The sequence below is a fragment of the Bacillus sp. FF-1 genome (genome assembly GCF_028548245.1).
GTDB classification, from domain to species: domain Bacteria; phylum Bacillota; class Bacilli; order Bacillales; family Bacillaceae_G; genus Bacillus_A; species Bacillus_A paranthracis.
This window is the reverse complement of sequence record NZ_JAQQGG010000002.1, coordinates 380,071-396,535: the sequence shown is the minus strand read 5'-3', so window position 1 is coordinate 396,535 and position 16,465 is coordinate 380,071. Positions and strand designations below refer to the sequence as shown.

Sequence of the window (16,465 nt, the reverse complement as noted above, 5' to 3'; positions counted from 1 at the left end):
CTCTATAAATCACTCTTTGTCTCCTTAAAGAATTAAATATGATATAACGTTGTCGGAATGAAAAAAGTGGTATATAATAAATATTAACATTACTAGTAATTATTTTAGGTATTCCTAGAATAAAGGAGCGATACATATGAAAATTACTATTTATTTCGGAAGTCATGAAGATCAAGATGTTCGTACAATGGACTGTCATTTAGATGTAGAAGATACGGAAGAGATTGTTTCTGTATCATAATATAAATAGTTGGGATGAACCCTCTTCCCTACAACGTTTAAGGCACCTTTTACAGGTGTCTTTTTTGTTGTTTTTTCGTCAAAAACCCTTTACTTTAGAGCGTTTTAATAGTAAAATATACATATACGAACAAATGTTCTTTTTTATTTTAATTGTACATGAAGGGATGATTTTTACAATGGCTCAAACAAAGCGCAGAGGAAGAAAAAAGCAAACACCTATTATTTCAAATACAGGCTTTATCGGCTCTGTCTTTATTGATACATTGGAGTTACAAAAGAAATCCTATTATTTCGCCCGTAAAAAACTTCAAATTGTTCATCACGTATTAGATGGTCTATCTGGGGCAACAAGCTCTCTATTTAAAGAGCATAACATTTCAGCATACATGTCATGTGTATATTTACATAAACAAAAGAAAATCGGATTTGTTCTTTCAACGAAGCCTTTTGAACAAAGTGACGGTGTTGCTTACTTTATAAATTATTTAATCGAAAAGAATTTTTACGGTAACGAGGAAGTAGAATATCAAGAAGTATATAATACAGGTTTTATTGGTGTAGTATTCGCCGATTTATGTAGTATAGATCGTTTTAATTTCGAGTTTGAAATGGGTATGTTAACGAAATTAATGAAAGATATGATTATTCCGGTTAAAGAACTCTTTTTACGCCACAATGTACCGGCATACATTTCCACTTCTCATCTAGAGGAACAAAACAAATTAGGTTTCGTTCTATCTGTAAAACCATATGATGAACGTGCAGAAGCAGATTTATATTTTGAGGCGTATTTAAAAGAACGCGGGTTATTTATTGGTGATGAAGAAGACGATATTGATAAGATTGTTATTAGAAAAACAGCTGAATTACGATAGATAAGCGCAGGATGATGATCCTGCGCTATTTCGATATTATTTAATTACGTTCAACACTATACCCTTTTGAATGAATTTCTAAATTCAATTTATTTGAGTAAGCCTGATTTAAAATAAGAAATACGATTCCTCCTCCAATTGGAAGCGTGTAGGATGGAATATGATTTAATAATAGACCTGATAATGCCAGTGCTATCGGCTGCATCATTTTACCTAAACTTAATCCAATACTAAGCACTCTGCCCCTATATTCATCTGGAATCTCTCTTTGCATAAAATAAATTAAAGGGATATCGATTAATGCTATCATTAACCCTAAAAAGAACATAATGGCGCAGTAGATGGTCACAAATACAATTTTATTCACTTCAATACTTTTGAATAGAACAGGTGCACCTGAAACTATCATAAAAATTGCCATCATAAAACTTGTTTTTTTCAATAGATAGGAATAAGAAAAACGATTCGTTATCTTTTTTACTATTATTGCACCAACTACCATACCTATTGGAAAAGTCCCTTGAATCAAACCAAATTGTTTAGAACTAATATTGAGAACTGTATTCATAATGTATGGCAATGGAACAGTTACAGAAAATCCTAGAAAAAAATTAAGTGAAATTAAAATACGAAACGTATTTTTTAAGTTCTCCCGCTCCATTAAGTAAGAGTATCCCTCCTTTATATCTTTCATAAAATTAATTTCCCTTATTGAACATTCCTTATTTATGTATTGCTCGCATAATTTAAAGTTGATAAACAATATGGATATAGCCGAAAGGATAAATGAAATACCGTTAATGATTATAAAAGTGTTCATCTCAAAGACTGCAAAAACAATGCCCCCTAACATAGGCCCTAGAATTAAAGATATAGAATCGATAATTTTACTTATAGAGTTAAGACTCATTAGTCTCTCTTTAGAGACGATATTTGGTTTTGCAGCCTCTAAACCTATTACAAAAAATGTTGTAAATACTGTCATCAGAAAGGTAGTAGTATAAATGATGAATAAGTTTAACCCATAATAGTTGCTTACTATATAAACAGTTATTAATAAGCATCCGCTTAGTACATCCATACAAACGACGAGTTTCTTTTTATCAACCTTATCAGCAATTACACCGGCAAATGGATTCATAACAATCATTGGAATCGTTCCTAAAATAAGCGTAATCGCGAAATTTAAAGCAGATCCGGTTATTTGTAATACATACAATCCTAATGCGAAACTATAAATAGAGCTACCGAATATTGATACTGTTTTTGCAATTGAATATAAACAAATATTCCTTAGTTCTTGGTTTCTTTTTTTATTTTCTATATGTAACCGTAAACTTGTCATAACTTTTCCCCCTGCCTAATTTTGTGTTACGTACATTGTAAGTTCTTGGGTCAACCCAATCGCAATATGTACGATTTGAATAATTTTAAGGGGAAATAAATAAAAGATGGGGTTAACCCCATCTTTTTCCGAAAAATGAATATGTATAAATTTCTTCACCTTGAACAAAGAAATCCTCGTACTTTCCGCCTCGTTTCAAATAATTTGAAGTACTTTCATCAATGGATTGAAACTGTAGATTTTGGAGTTCTTTCTTTATTTTTGAAAGTGTAAAATTTGCTCGAAAATTATTTGTAATTTGGCTATTTAAGCTGAAATTTTTAAATAAAATAAATAAACTTAATAAATAACAATTGGATTTAAAAAGTGGGTTTAATTCGTGAAGTAAAAAATCCGCATGTTCAAAACTATAATTGCTCGTACCAGAGTGATCAATTACAATATCTACTGACCGATTTTGAATAGGGATGTTCAAAAAATCCGCACAGATAAAGAGAATATTTCTTCTCGGATTTTTTCTCGCTAATACGTCTTTTAAAAATAAAAGTTTATTGAAATCTCTATCTACTGCGATGTATAGGCAATCTTCGGGTAGTTCTTCATAAATGCTCCTCAAAAAGAACCCAAGTCCTGATCCTATATCTAGTATTAATTTGTTATTTAAATCTAAATGTATTAGTTTCTTTTTCGCCCATTCCCCTTCTTTAAGCATATTTTCCAAATATGCATTATCAGTTTCATGAATATAATCCGAAATAGTATCTTCAAGTGACGTTCGCTCATTTGCTTTAAATGATTTACCAGCAGTTATTATTCCTGAAGTAATTATATATTCTTCACCACAATTACAAATTAACTTTCCCTCGGTAATTTGATTGTTATTAATAATTCCATCTTGAAGAATTAGTTTTTGTCTACACTTAGAACATGTAAGTAAATGTAGTATACTTAAATCTATCCCTATAATTGTATTGGAAGTTTCATTTGTTAATAATAAATCATGTAACACTCCCTTTAATTTATCCCGTTTCTTCTCCAAAAGTTCTATTTCCTGTTCCATTTTGTCATATTTTAGTTTGAATAAAGATTGGTAAAAGATATCTTTTTCGTAATTCATAGATTTTGCTAAATTTTTATAAAAAAATAGTTCTTTGATTTCATTCAAGCTAAATCCTAGATCTTTGTAATGTATTATAAGTTCTAAATCTGTTTGACAATACTCATCAAAAAAATAGTGGCCTCCCTTTTTTTCAGGAATAATAAGACTGAGATCCATATAATGTCTAATTGTATCAATACTTAAGTTATTTACTTCTCCAAACTTACCGATTTTCATAATATCCCTACCATTTAAATATTTTTTTATATAGATTTCTATTTTTACCTTTAAAAATCCTTTCACCTTTTTTATCAACAATATTTACGGAATAAACAAATGGTATCATTTATATTGTTGTGCCTAGTAATATAACATGCAACTTTTGGTTTAATGTATGTCAAATTATCAGTATTAGAATTATTAAACCTCAATAAATTTATTAATTTCTACTTAATGAAATGTACCTATAAACGGTGAACTATTGGAGTAGGATTACTGTAGAAGATTACATAGGGGTAAAGTGAAAAGTGATATGTTCTGTATTTTAGGTTGTATAATGCTCACATAACGTCTCATTATCGGTAGCAAGGAAAAGGCGAAATCTTCAATTAGGATGATGATATAATTAAGTGGGAATTTACTTTATTTTATAATTTATGAGGTGGGAAATGGACTCTTTAGAATTAAATAAATCTAAATATATTATCTCGAACATCAAAGATATTCTGTATAAAAAGCTTATTCTTAATAAACCACTAACCAAAGGATACTTACTGGTTCGTTATACAAAACCAACATCTCTAGCAAGATCCCGTAAGGCATTTGGAGATAAAAAACTTTGAATGTCCTGTGCAAATAATTGTAATTCATCAGATACAGGAATAAACATACAAAAACGCCATCCTTTCCTATGATTCTAAAAATAGAATAGCGTAATTTTTAATTTAAGGAAATTTTGTTCTGCTATCTTAATAGCAATGGGGAGCTACTCCTATAAGAGTTGAATAGTAAACATTTCTTTACCTTTTGGTAAAGAAATAATCGATTTCAAATGGCTCTCATTTAATTGCGTACTTAAATAAGAGTTCTCCATTATTTAGGTCTCTTTCATTCATAAACTCGAATCCTATACTTTCGTATAAGTTATAAGCTGTTCTGTTTTCCTCAGTGACACTTAAATATATAACGTTTACCCCATATTCTTTTGAAACTATATTAATAAGTTTCATCATAGCAATTTTCCCATAGCCTTTGCCTTGATATTTTTCATCTATCATTATTCTATCAATCCAAGTATCCTTATTAGGACCAAAAGAACCGTACATAGCAAATCCGATAATTTCTTCATCATAATATATAGCTACCGGATGCCATTCATGATAGGTATTAGCTTCATTTAAACATTCATCTATGGTTTCAATAAATTTTTCTTGTCCAGACCTTAATTTTATATTTCTAACTTTGAATTCATTAGTATCATCTATATCTCTAAAATGTACATTACTCATGTATTAACTATACCCCCATCACTTAAATCTTATTTAATTATCATCCTGCTTGTTTTAAACAATGATTTTTCTGAATATTTAACTTTATTTTACCATAAGATGATACAAATCCGTGTGTTTTCTCATAACAGATTAAAATTGACATACTAGGGGTACAAATACATACCTATCAAGCTAAGATTTTATCGTATCCTCTAAACGGGAATTTTGTTTTTTATAACACCGAAGTTCATTTTTATCGTTATCGATAAGAGAATTCCAAATTAAAAAGCCTAACTTCTCTGCAAATCAAAATAGAGAAATTGAGCTTTTTAGTTATTTCATTTTTTTATTGAATTCATTAACTGGAAGAAGTATTTAGGTTTATGAGTCTTATTTAGGTTATACCATGAATGTAATGTATCTGGTGTAAATACATCTATTTTTTTCAGTACCTCCCTTGCAAATTCCAGAGGAGCTATTCCTGAGGCAGTAACTAAATTCGCATCAGATACCGCAGGTCCCAACTCATAGAACTTTTCTCCTTTATAGTTAGGACATACCATTTTAGTATATTCTAAGTTATTACTTGTATGCTTTCTAGTATCCAAGTATCCCATATTCGCAAGGGCATCAGTTGCACCACAAATTGCAGCAACAATAGTGCCACGCTTTAAAGCTTGGTCAATTTTTTCCAAGATAGGTTGATGAATTTCTTCACTCCAAGTAGTCCCTCCTGGTAAAATTAAAAGATCTTTACTCTCAAGAGTACATTCATCAAGGGAAATATCTGGTTTTATCCTCAGTCCTCCCATAGTAGTTATCATTTCTTTATTAGCTCCTACTGTAATTACTTTTAAAGGTGCTAAATCTTTTTTGAAATATCTTCCTGAGTTTAGTTCAGCAATTAAATATCCATATTCCCAGTCCGACATTGTATTAAATACATATAAAAAAGCTTTTTTTGTTTGCATCTAATAACACTCCAATCACAATTTATATAGCTATTATAATATAACTTCCCTGACAGTTAACGTCAGGGAAGTTATCATACTTGATGAAATTTTATTAATTCAGACAGAACTTCAATAATTCTATTCTTAAGACTTATTGGCTCAATAACTTTAATAGATTTATTGTACGGTAAAAGTAAATAAGGTACATATTTATGTATCATATCTTTTTCAAGAAGAAAAACTGCTTGATTTGAAGTCCGTTCTTGTAAATAATGTCCTAAAAACCAATGTTGGCAAATATCAGCCAATACATTTTTATCCCCATTAATAACCAAAGAAATAATACTTTCCTTATCTTCTATAGTTGGAAGAAGACTTTTTATAAAAAAATCACTTGCTGAAAAATTATCTGGCCGGTTAAACTTATTTTCGGTTTGTATTAAACTTTCAATTCGATCTACTTTAAAACTACGGATATCATTCCTAAGATGACAAAATCCAATTACATACCATTTATTATTCCAATAGATAATTCTGTATGGATCGACCGATCTATAATTTAATTGCTTTTCGCCACTTTTATGGTAAAGAATTTTTACTGAATACCCGTTAGCTACGGCCTGCTCCAACTCCTTCAAAAAAGTTTTTATAGAAAGTGAACTTAATCGACTTATTACTTCAAGACTAGTTAAATGTTGGTTTATCTTTGTTTCTTGATCTTGATTTGAGTATTTACTTAGTTTTGAAATGGCCCTATTTAATGCTTCACCTCCATAATATCCGGCTTCTTCTGCAAAAACAGCAGCGTGAAATAGTGAAGTTTGCTCCTCAAAATCAAAAAAAAGAGGAGCCTCTACAAAATTGTTCAATAAAGTGTATCCACCGTTATGTCCTGGTTCTGAAATTATAGGTACGCCACTAGTTGAAATTGTATCAATATAACGATACACAGTCCTTATATTTATCTCTAACTTTTCTGAAATTTGTTTTGCAGTGATTTTTTCACCTGAACGAAGCATCCATAGAATTGCTAGCATATTGTCAATTTTAGGCATATAATTTCACCTCTATATGAAACTTATTTTCTATTATATATTTCCGATCTTTGGTATAACTCATCAACTGTTCCTTTCCGATAGCTTTCTATATAATAAGCCCTAGACACATTTGTAATTTCATAAGTTTTTTATTTACAGTCATATCTCCCTCTTTATAAAGCTTTACTGCATAATTCATTCCTGCATGATTTTTATGGTACTTCTTTGACCGACCTTTAAACTTTCTTTCGTTCAATTCCTTCGCGCTATCGCATACGGATAAGATCACGTTCTAATCGGTTTACACCCGCCATAACAGTAATTAAGAATTAGCTGTAGGGATTATCTTCTGATAAATCTAGCCATGTATCTTTTAAGGATATTAAATTTGCCTTTTTACTCCGTATGTTATCGATTAATTCAAATAAATCTTTTGTACTACGAGTAATTCGAGTTAAGTCCGTAACATAAATGATGTCACCTTCTTGTATACCATGTAACATTTTTGGGGGTTTCTTACAATCTTTCGTTTCTCTGGGGACTTTTCCTTCAAATTAATATCCATTCCGATTTCGTTCAGTTGCTGAAATGGCCTTGAAGAATTTCGGTTAATTGAACTGACACGTATAATAGTGTAAATGGTACTACAAGCGTAACTAGTTTCTTTACTTTCATATTAACCTTTCCCCTTAAAACTAAAGAGATTTATACCTATGCATATAAAAAGATACATCTTTTATATGGTATTGGTTAAATTTGGATGAATATTATTTTATATTGAAAAAATAAATACGTCAAAATTATTTTAGGGAAATTATAAAAATCATATTATATATAGATTAACAAGCTAATGAAAAAATGCCCTCCTAAAACCGAAAAACGTGTTTCTATCTGAGAATTTATAAAAAATGATGACGTTTTTATTTCTATTTGTATGTGTAATAAATTACACCTATTTCCTTGAGAATTTTAAAGATTCTCATCCCCAATACCTTACGAGTTATTGCTACAGATCTTGGTTTTGTACAAAAAACAGATAGAAACCAAGAAAAAGATTTTATATCTTTTTATGTTTAGAGGCGTTAAAAAATTACTACACCTCCTTCATATACGTGTAATATACAGGGATTTATAACTGGATATAGAACATAAAAAAGAGATGTTTATATTATTAATAAAATGATATACATAAGTGGAGGGTTAGAAAATGAAAATTGCAATAGTCTGTTTCGATAACTTTACCGATATAGATGTTTTTCTACCATGGGATTTATTAAATCGTGTACGTTTAGTCGGTGGTATTTCCGATTGGGATGTCCAGCTTTTAGGGACGGAACAATCTCATATATCTATGTCTGGCTTGCGTATTCCCATGACAGGAAGCATATCTGATATCCCTTTTGCCGACGCTGTAATTTTTGCGAGTGGTAAAGGTGTAAAGGATTTATATAAAAATCAACAATATATTAATAGCATTCATGTAGATCCTCAAAGACAATTAATAGGATCTATGTGTTCTGGTTCACTACTATTAGGAGCTAAAAAATTACTAACTGGTAAAAAAGCTACTACATATCCCTCAGCAGTAGAACAGCTAAAAGAATTTGGTGTAGACGTTATTGAGAAAAGTTTCGTAAACGAAGGAAATATATCGACTGCTGCGGGTTGTTTTGCTGCTCAAGAACTATCGGCTTGGATTATAAGGACCCTACTTAATGAAGAAATGGTTGATATTGTACTAGAAACTGTTCAGCCAGTAGGAAAAGGTTTATATTTTTAATCTCAAATCAAGTCAAGAAATTGTGGTTGCTCTCCAAAAATGATAAAATAAGATTTTTGTTTCGAGTTAACACAAATTTCGTTCTAGAGTGCTATAAAACTTCAACTTGATGGTGGCGTGGTATGCACCATTTATAAATAAAAAAACCCGCGTATCATTCACGGGTTTTCTTCTTAATAACTAATTGCTATTGTACCTTCACCTGCATGTACCGCAAATGAAATTGGTAATGGATATAATTTGAAATCCATTTCAGGGAATGCTTGTCTAATATCTGAAATCCATTCTTCAGCTCCATCTTTATCGTTAGCATGGAACATGTGAAGTACTTTTGGTAATTCTTTTTCAAGTTCATTTTTAATGTATTCTCGACATTTTTGGATTTTACGTACTTTCTTTTCAAGTAAAAGCTCTCCACCTTTTACTTCTAATATTAAGTTGACACTTAATAAACTTCCAAGTAAAAATTGAACTCCCTTTACACGTCCACTTGCATAAAGGCCTTTTAAACTTTTCGGGAATACGTGGAAAGGTCTTCTTTTTTCATCTACTAATGTTTTGTGTATATCTTGTAAAGTCATACCATCATTGTATAACGATTTTGCTTTTCTAATTAGTTCGTCCATTGGATAACTTGTTGTTTCACTATCTAATACCGTTAATGGGAAACCTGCCATTTCTGCAGCTAACTTCATGTTTTGATAGGTTCCACTTACTTTTCCGCTAATAGCAACTGCAAATCCTTCTTCATATTCTTCTTTGCATTTCGAAAATAACTCTACCATTTCCCCTATGTTAGGTTGTGATGTAGTGACAGTTTTACCTTCGTTTAAAGCATTATAAACGCGCTCACGCACACCTTCTTCACAATCTTTGTACGACACACCATCAATAATAACTTCAATTGGGATAACAAAGTTATCTCCTTCTGTTGTAAAACTCGCAGTTGTACTATCAGTAATCCAAGCAACACGCTTCATGTTGTTCCTCCCTTAATTCAATTCCTCTTTTCTAATTTTTCTATATATTTATGTTATGAAAAGAGAATATCCCTGTAATAGTAACAGGACTTTATTGTTTTGGCTATAGTAGATAGATGATAAATGTGAATATTTCTTGTCTTTTTCACAAATTAAAAAGAAAATCAAGAAATTTGCTTGATTTTCCTTTTATCCTACATTATTTAAAAGTTTCATTATCTAAAATCACAACATAATCATTTGTTAATCGTCCGGCTTCTTTCGTATAACTAACAAGTCTTTGTACATTATCACAGCTAAGTTTTGCACCCCATACGAGTAATGGTACGCCGATAAAGTCGATGTGAAACCTTCTAGAAAACAGACCGCCAAAAGTCATTGGTAAAGGTACTGTTGGTGATGTATTAGAAAAAACAATCTTTTCATGACTTTGATAATGTTTTTGCAGAATCTCTCCTAAATGCTTCATCGCAGGTACAACGATTTTTGATGCGCCGCATCCAATCGTATAAACCGGGTTACCATTTTCATCTACTCCATGAAAAATAATTTTCCCCATATCTTCAGTTTTCAATTTATTAAAGTAATCCACATTTAATATTTCTTCTTTTGTTAGCTTACGATCCGTTGGTAATTTATTTAAATGATAAGCTGCTGCAAGTGCAGTTGAATGCGTTCCGCCGAAATCCGTGTAAATGAATATCATATGATCATCCCTTGTTATAAAAGTTCAATGTTATTTAGTATTACCGTTCACAGCATTGATAAACAAGGGATGAATGTATTTATACTTTTTTATTAATGTATTATTCATTTCCGATTATACTATTGTCTATTTATTATGTTACACCATGTAATAGCCATAAGCTTATTTATAAAAGTAAAAAGACGTACTTTTGACTCGTACGTCTTTTATCATCTTTATTCAAAATAAATGTATACTTTAACACGTATGAATTGTTAGTTATCAATAGTTTCTATTCTTTTAGAATCCGTCTCATTAAATACTTGAATTTTAAATTTAGCAGCTAGCATAATAGTGATTTTATAAATAAAGTATCCAAGAATACAACCTATAACGTTACATATTACATCATCAATATCAGTAACTCGTCCCACTCCACTAAATAAAGACTGAATTAATTGTAGCAATTCAATACTAGTTGATATAGAAAATCCTAATAAAATTGTATTTTTGAATTTTTTATATTTATCCCATAGGATTGGTGCTAAAAATCCTAAAGGCATTAATAATAAAATATTTCCGCCTACATTTCTTATAATTAGACCAATCATAAATAGGGCATCTCCATCATAAGCACTACCAATTTGATTGATGTCTTTAATAATTGATGCAAATGGTATTATATTGACCGAGCGATTCAGATTTTCAATATTAGAAGGAAAACCGATTGGTAAAGGGAATAAAGTTACTGCAACAACCATACAAATGTAGACCAAGAATAAAAAACTTATTATTTCTTTCCACCAAATCACATGTTTTTTATTTTTGATACCAATTAATATTCCACGTACAATTAAATAACAAATAACCCCTAAAATAATAAACAAGCTACCGTTGATCATATACAAATTGTTAACACATCCTTTCATATGAATTAATAATTAAAATTTATAACTATATAGTAATGTTTTTTAATTTAAAAATCCATATATCCATATGTAATCGTACAGAATTAGAAAACCCTTTATTTAGTAAATAAAGGGTTTCTCGTTAACTAAAATACTTTTCAAAACAAAAACAATCATGCACTCGTTTAAATTGTTTTCTTATGTCTTCTTTATTTTCACCTGTATAATGAGCAAATGTTTGAACTGGATATAACTGATCTATATTACTTTTCATTACACCTTTTATCTCGTCTGTATGATCGCTATATACGTGTAAATAGGAATCTACTTTTACAAATCCGTTCTTTTCATACCATCCATGTACCCATAGATTGTCCCTAGTCCATGCTTCTAGGCGATTTAGGTTACGTTCATTCGCTAACTTCTCCGCTTCCTTTAATAGCTGATTACCAATTTTCATTCTACGGAAATCCGGATGAACTGCAATATGCCAAATCATACCACCAAGACCAGTTCCTCTTGAACAAACTGTACGTTCTTCTAATTCATATTCGATATCTATTAAACCTACAATTTGATTTTCATATACAGCTACTAGTTCAATAGCCGGATGTTCATATCTTTCCTTTTCTCTAAATACATTATCGTAATAAGCTGTATCTAAAAAAGATAACACACGGCAACGTACCCAACCGGTTTCATCCTCTTTTCTATACGCTCTAATTTCTATATCCATATAATTAAAAACCTCCTTCTATTTCTATCATTAATTTTTCGGGTCCTGCTTCTTTATTTGATGGAATAACTAATGTAATTCCTAAGTCTGGATATACGGCCGAACGAAAACTGACGCCTGGGTCATATCCCATTACATGATATTTGAATATCTTGTTTTCTCTTGTTTCAATCCATATTCCATAGCCATAAGATTGATTATTATTTACTTGGATGTGAGGAGTTAAAAGTATTTTTGTATATTCTTGGCTTATAATTTCATAGTTAAATAACGCTTCCCAAAACTTCAGCATGTCTGACGCAGTAATAAAAGCTCCACCATCCGAACCACCTTTTATCGGAATAGAGTAAGCATTTGTTCTCCATGTCTGGCTAATTTCATCTTTTATATATCCGAGAGCTGTCTGCCTTGGTAATCTATCTAAAGAAAAATAGCCCGAATGATTCATACCAATTGGATTAAATATGTTTTTTTCTATATACTCCGTAAATTTAAGTCCTGTCTGTTCTTCGATTATTAATCCCAGTATGATAAAACCTGCATTGTTGTAGTGAAACTTACTTCCTGGTGCATACATCATATCTCTGTTTTGAAATAATGGTAAAAAGTCTTTTAAACTTTTTAATAAATACATAGGTGTTTGTTTCCAAAGATCTTCGAAGTTATCCATAATACTTTCATCAAAATAATCTGGAATACCCGAACTATGCGTCAAAAGGTGATGTATTGTAATATCTTCATTAAAGTTTGGAAAGTTAACACTTAAACACTCTTTTAACTTTGTTTGAAAAGTAATTACCCCATTTTCAACAAGTTGACAGACACCGATAGCTGTGAATATTTTACACCCAGAGGCAATTCCAAACCTAGTTTGTAGCGTATTGTTTATACACTCATTTCGATTTGCATAACCAAACGCTTCTTCATAAACTATGCCCTTTTTTTCTTTCACTAAAATTACCCCAGAGAAATCTATATGACGATATGTTTCTTTTACAATGTTATCTATTTGATCTTTTGTTTTCATTACAAAAATCACCCTCGTTTATCAATATTGTTCTCCTTTCTTATATTTCCATATATAGGAGGGATAACCCTCCTATTGAACATCGTAAGATTTAAATCAAAACTAAGAGAATTATTTCGAATGTATTGATTCAGAAGAATGCACTTTAGAATGTGATGGCAATAAAGTAAACACACACAAGATGATAGTAATAAATAACATTACTAAAGAACCTATAATAACCACAAGTTGTATAGAAATAAATTGAGTGGCAACTCCGAACAAAATCGTAATTAAAATGGTGATACCTGCAATAAATAATCCATATATGCTCCCAATCCGTCCCATTATATGGACAGGGACATTATTTTGATAAAAGGTATTAAACCCTGTATTTGCATATGCCATAGAGAAAGATAAAATAAAAAATCCGATAGCAGCTATTAAAAACCCATTTGAAAAAGCATAAATTATATAACCGATTGCGATGAAAAATGATCCTATTCCAATTAAAAATGAAGGTGTTAATTTTTTTGATAAAATTGTATTTGTTATTGCTCCTAAAATAAATCCGGCTCCAGCAATACTAACTAAAAAACCATATTCACTATCTGTTAACAATAAAACTTCTTTCGCAAATGACAATTCAAGTGAATCATTTGCGGCAGTTAACACTATCATCCCTTGAAATAAGAAGTACACGAAAACGATATACAAAGATTTTTTACTGAAATTTAAAACGATGGTCCAATCTTTTTTTAGTACAGCTAGAGACAACCTGTCATTTGATGTATGAATATCAGGTTTTTTATCAAGATTAGGTAGTAGCAAGGTAATTACTCCTGATAAGAGAAATGCTATGGCATTCATATATATAGCAAACTCTGGTGTACTTGCTATTAACAATGCTCCCGCTATCGATGGACCAATTACAGAGGCACCAGACCCTATTAAACTACGCAATGAGTTGAAACGTTGTCTTTGTTCAACTGGTATTAATTTCGTCATATACGTCATCGCAGTTGGCTCATAAATTGCATTGGGCATACTAATAAAGAATACGAATACATAAACGATCCAAAGTGATGGAAGTAATGGTAAAATAGCGATAAATACCGCGCGATATATATCGAGGTGAATCATTAATTTTCGTTTATTTAAACGATCAATCATACTTCCTGACCAAGCGTTTGTAAATAGAGTAGCTAATGGTTTAATTACATATAAAGTAGCAACAGCTAAGGCTGAGCCACCCATATGATAGACAAGTACATTCAGTGCTATTAAGTAAATCCATGCCCCTAAATTTGCAATACCAACTCCGGACAGTAGTAATAAAGGATATTTCCAATCTTTAATTAAGTTTTTCATTTTTGGCCCCCGCTTTCCAAATTGTTTTAAACCAATAAAAAAATCCCACCCCCAAGACTTTTAATCTTAGGGACGAGATTTATTATCGCGGTGCCACCCTAGTTTGTTAATATGTCACCATATTAACCTTATCTGGTACTGCATTTTCATTCATGCTTATACCATAGCTCTATAACGGGAGCTCCCGTCACACCACCCTCTATTAATAGATTCCGATGCGCTGCTCAGAGGCTTGGTTCAATAAAGAATTTTTACTCCTTTTCAGCTAAATGGAGCTCTCTGTGAAAAATTCATCTTATTTACTCTTCTCTTCACTGCATTTGATTTTTTCCATATTATCACAATTTACTTTAACTGTAAATACAAAATAATCAGATATTTATAGTTGCCTCATTTTTGCTTTTCGACCAATTCGGCATATGAAACGCATTAGCTTTTTATGAAGATAAGGAAATAAGGTAAAGAATACGTCCATTGTTTTTTTAAACGGCATTGGACATATAACTAATTTATTTTTATGAATAGCTTTCAGTGCAATTTCAGCAAACTTGTCTGCTGAAATCGGCTTATTTGTTTTTAGTTGTTTTATAATTTGGCCCTTATTCATATTAATTGCAATTGATTTTTCAAATATGGGTGTATCTACAAAAGTTGGACAAAGTACACTTACATTTACACCGTATTCTTCTGCCTCATAATGTAATGACGTTGTTAAACCGACGATAGCATGTTTTGTTGTTGCGTACGCGGTACAAAGTGGAGCAGGTCCTAAACCTGTTGCAGACGCAGTATTAATGATATGACCAAATCCTTGTTTTTTCATGAATTGGTAAGCCAATTGTGTCCCGTAAATTACTCCTAATAAATTTATTTCAATAATATGTTTCCAATTATCTAAAGACATATCGAATACTTCTCCATACATAGCAATCCCAGCATTATTAAACATATAATCAATTCTACCAAACTCATTAACTATTTTTATAATAAGTTCCTCTACGGATTCAGCGTTAGTAACATCTAAATATTCGAACCTAGCTAGTTGATTATTATTTTTTATATTATTCACAAGCTCTTGACCACTTGTTTCATTAATATCTGCGATAATTACAAATATATCTTTATTTGCTAATTGAATAGCTAAAGCTTTACCGATACCAGAAGCTCCGCCAGTTATAATTGCGACTCTTTGTTCACCCATATAAAAAACCTCCTGTTGTTAATACATATAATGAAAACGGACGAGTGTAAAGATTTGAACAATCGTTCTAATTCGCTTGTAATGCTACGCATGTTTGTTTGAAATAGAAAGTAAAAAAATCGTAATGGCTTCATTAAATAAAACTTCTAATTTCTCTGTTTCAAATGAATGAATGAATTGACATAATCCACCTAGCCATGAACCTAATAAAAGACTTGAATCCTCAACATTTTCTATATAAAATTCACCACTTTGTATACCTTCATCCAAAATTTTTTGATATGTTTTTAAAGGGATAACAGCTAAACCATAGAGTTGTTGAATTGTAGAAGGGTTCGCGCTCGGATCAGAGGCAAGTTCTTGTCCTGCTCTTAATAATGGCGTTGTGTAATTATAAAGTACAAATTTAGCTATCCCATATAATTTCCCAGTAGCGTTTGTATACTGTTTTTCTGCTAATTCCCATTTATCGTGCCAATTTCTCATACTGTCTTTAGCTAAATAAACAAATAATTCTTCTTTATTTTTATAATGGTAATATATATGTCCTTTACTATAACCAGAGGCTTTTGCAATGTTATCAATTGAAGTTCTTGTATATCCTTTTAAGGAAAATAATTCTGTCGCCTTCTCTGCTATTATTTCTTTGGCTAAATCGCTATCGTATCGTCTTTTATTCAATGTAGACTCCTTCCGTCGTTTCATACAAAAATTTGAACAGTCGTTCTAATTTCAATATATGTAGGTTTTTCTGTT

15 protein-coding genes, 1 pseudogene and 1 other annotated feature are annotated in these 16,465 nt (G+C 31.0%); of the genes and pseudogenes, 2 read left to right on the top strand and 14 right to left on the bottom strand.

The annotated features are described in order from the left end of the window. Positions 1-419 precede the first annotated feature (419 nt). The gene (locus tag PQF83_RS07395) at positions 420-1,118 is read left to right on the top strand and encodes a hypothetical protein (RefSeq protein WP_001990662.1); all 699 of its coding nucleotides are present in this window, start codon (positions 420-422) and stop codon (positions 1,116-1,118) included. Positions 1,119-1,158: 40 nt separating this feature from the next. On the opposite strand, the gene PQF83_RS07390 is transcribed toward PQF83_RS07395, so the two are convergent. From PQF83_RS07390 to PQF83_RS07365, 6 genes and pseudogenes are all read right to left on the bottom strand, one after another. After that, positions 1,159-2,463 carry an MFS transporter gene (locus tag PQF83_RS07390; RefSeq protein WP_000202836.1) on the bottom strand — a complete coding sequence of 435 codons (1,305 nt, stop codon included), beginning with the start codon at positions 2,461-2,463 and terminating at the stop codon, positions 1,159-1,161. Between the two features lie 112 nt (positions 2,464-2,575). Continuing rightward, complete coding sequence (locus PQF83_RS07385) at positions 2,576-3,799, bottom strand: MerR family transcriptional regulator (RefSeq protein ID WP_000690086.1); 1,224 nt, start codon at positions 3,797-3,799, stop codon at positions 2,576-2,578. A gap of 821 nt (positions 3,800-4,620) precedes the next feature. Then, positions 4,621-5,070: a GNAT family N-acetyltransferase gene (locus PQF83_RS07380; RefSeq protein ID WP_000072998.1), complete on the bottom strand. Its 450-nt coding sequence runs from the start codon at positions 5,068-5,070 to the stop codon at positions 4,621-4,623. Between the two features lie 320 nt (positions 5,071-5,390). Beyond that, positions 5,391-6,023, bottom strand: a complete 633-nt coding sequence (locus PQF83_RS07375; protein WP_001193573.1) for a type 1 glutamine amidotransferase family protein — start codon at positions 6,021-6,023, stop codon at positions 5,391-5,393. A gap of 74 nt (positions 6,024-6,097) precedes the next feature. Continuing rightward, complete coding sequence (locus PQF83_RS07370; protein WP_001124121.1) at positions 6,098-7,060, bottom strand: helix-turn-helix transcriptional regulator; 963 nt, start codon at positions 7,058-7,060, stop codon at positions 6,098-6,100. Between the two features lie 63 nt (positions 7,061-7,123). Next, positions 7,124-7,655 (bottom strand): annotated as a pseudogene (locus tag PQF83_RS07365) (recombinase family protein). Between the two features lie 594 nt (positions 7,656-8,249). Here PQF83_RS07365 and PQF83_RS07360 point away from each other — a divergent pair. Then, positions 8,250-8,822, top strand: coding sequence for a DJ-1/PfpI family protein (locus PQF83_RS07360; protein WP_000684439.1), 573 nt, complete (start codon positions 8,250-8,252; stop codon positions 8,820-8,822). Positions 8,823-8,995: 173 nt separating this feature from the next. Here the strand turns inward: PQF83_RS07360 and PQF83_RS07355 are convergent, their stop codons facing one another. The 8 genes from PQF83_RS07355 to PQF83_RS07320 form a co-directional block, all read right to left on the bottom strand. Beyond that, positions 8,996-9,802 (bottom strand): DegV family protein, encoded by an 807-nt coding sequence (locus tag PQF83_RS07355; protein ID WP_000831948.1) that lies wholly within the window; start codon positions 9,800-9,802, stop codon positions 8,996-8,998. A gap of 199 nt (positions 9,803-10,001) precedes the next feature. Continuing rightward, positions 10,002-10,508: a DUF3189 family protein gene (locus PQF83_RS07350; protein ID WP_000576331.1), complete on the bottom strand. Its 507-nt coding sequence runs from the start codon at positions 10,506-10,508 to the stop codon at positions 10,002-10,004. Positions 10,509-10,762: 254 nt separating this feature from the next. Continuing rightward, on the bottom strand, positions 10,763-11,395 hold the full coding sequence (locus PQF83_RS07345) for a VanZ family protein (protein WP_000281835.1): 633 nt from the start codon (positions 11,393-11,395) through the stop codon (positions 10,763-10,765). Positions 11,396-11,537: 142 nt separating this feature from the next. Then, a complete protein-coding gene (locus tag PQF83_RS07340; protein WP_000350625.1) occupies positions 11,538-12,131 on the bottom strand; it encodes a GNAT family N-acetyltransferase in 594 nt (197 codons plus the stop codon). A 4-nt stretch (positions 12,132-12,135) separates the two neighbouring features. After that, entirely contained in the window at positions 12,136-13,158 is a 1,023-nt protein-coding gene (locus PQF83_RS07335; protein ID WP_000849933.1) for a serine hydrolase domain-containing protein, read from the bottom strand. A gap of 111 nt (positions 13,159-13,269) precedes the next feature. Next, the gene (locus PQF83_RS07330) at positions 13,270-14,508 is read right to left on the bottom strand and encodes an MFS transporter (protein WP_000792988.1); all 1,239 of its coding nucleotides are present in this window, start codon (positions 14,506-14,508) and stop codon (positions 13,270-13,272) included. 65 nt (positions 14,509-14,573) lie between these two features. Further along, positions 14,574-14,832, bottom strand: a binding site (T-box leader). A 55-nt stretch (positions 14,833-14,887) separates the two neighbouring features. Then, positions 14,888-15,709, bottom strand: a complete 822-nt coding sequence (locus PQF83_RS07325; RefSeq protein WP_000504475.1) for an SDR family NAD(P)-dependent oxidoreductase — start codon at positions 15,707-15,709, stop codon at positions 14,888-14,890. An 84-nt stretch (positions 15,710-15,793) separates the two neighbouring features. Then, the gene (locus PQF83_RS07320) at positions 15,794-16,390 is read right to left on the bottom strand and encodes a TetR family transcriptional regulator C-terminal domain-containing protein (protein ID WP_001042680.1); all 597 of its coding nucleotides are present in this window, start codon (positions 16,388-16,390) and stop codon (positions 15,794-15,796) included. Between the last annotated feature and the right edge of the window lie 75 nt (positions 16,391-16,465).

Bases quoted from the DNA above. Each gene is read 5' to 3' on its own strand.
- PQF83_RS07395 (WP_001990662.1), top strand. From the start codon at position 420: ATGGCTCAAACAAAGCGCAGAGGAAGAAAAAAGCAAACACCTATTATT.
- PQF83_RS07390 (WP_000202836.1), bottom strand. From the start codon at position 2,463: ATGACAAGTTTACGGTTACATATAGAAAATAAAAAAAGAAACCAAGAA.
- PQF83_RS07385 (WP_000690086.1), bottom strand. From the start codon at position 3,799: ATGAAAATCGGTAAGTTTGGAGAAGTAAATAACTTAAGTATTGATACA.
- PQF83_RS07380 (WP_000072998.1), bottom strand. From the start codon at position 5,070: ATGAGTAATGTACATTTTAGAGATATAGATGATACTAATGAATTCAAA.
- PQF83_RS07375 (WP_001193573.1), bottom strand. From the start codon at position 6,023: ATGCAAACAAAAAAAGCTTTTTTATATGTATTTAATACAATGTCGGAC.
- PQF83_RS07370 (WP_001124121.1), bottom strand. From the start codon at position 7,060: ATGCCTAAAATTGACAATATGCTAGCAATTCTATGGATGCTTCGTTCA.
- PQF83_RS07360 (WP_000684439.1), top strand. From the start codon at position 8,250: ATGAAAATTGCAATAGTCTGTTTCGATAACTTTACCGATATAGATGTT.
- PQF83_RS07355 (WP_000831948.1), bottom strand. From the start codon at position 9,802: ATGAAGCGTGTTGCTTGGATTACTGATAGTACAACTGCGAGTTTTACA.
- PQF83_RS07350 (WP_000576331.1), bottom strand. From the start codon at position 10,508: ATGATATTCATTTACACGGATTTCGGCGGAACGCATTCAACTGCACTT.
- PQF83_RS07340 (WP_000350625.1), bottom strand. From the start codon at position 12,131: ATGGATATAGAAATTAGAGCGTATAGAAAAGAGGATGAAACCGGTTGG.
- PQF83_RS07335 (WP_000849933.1), bottom strand. From the start codon at position 13,158: ATGAAAACAAAAGATCAAATAGATAACATTGTAAAAGAAACATATCGT.
- PQF83_RS07330 (WP_000792988.1), bottom strand. From the start codon at position 14,508: ATGAAAAACTTAATTAAAGATTGGAAATATCCTTTATTACTACTGTCC.
- PQF83_RS07325 (WP_000504475.1), bottom strand. From the start codon at position 15,709: ATGGGTGAACAAAGAGTCGCAATTATAACTGGCGGAGCTTCTGGTATC.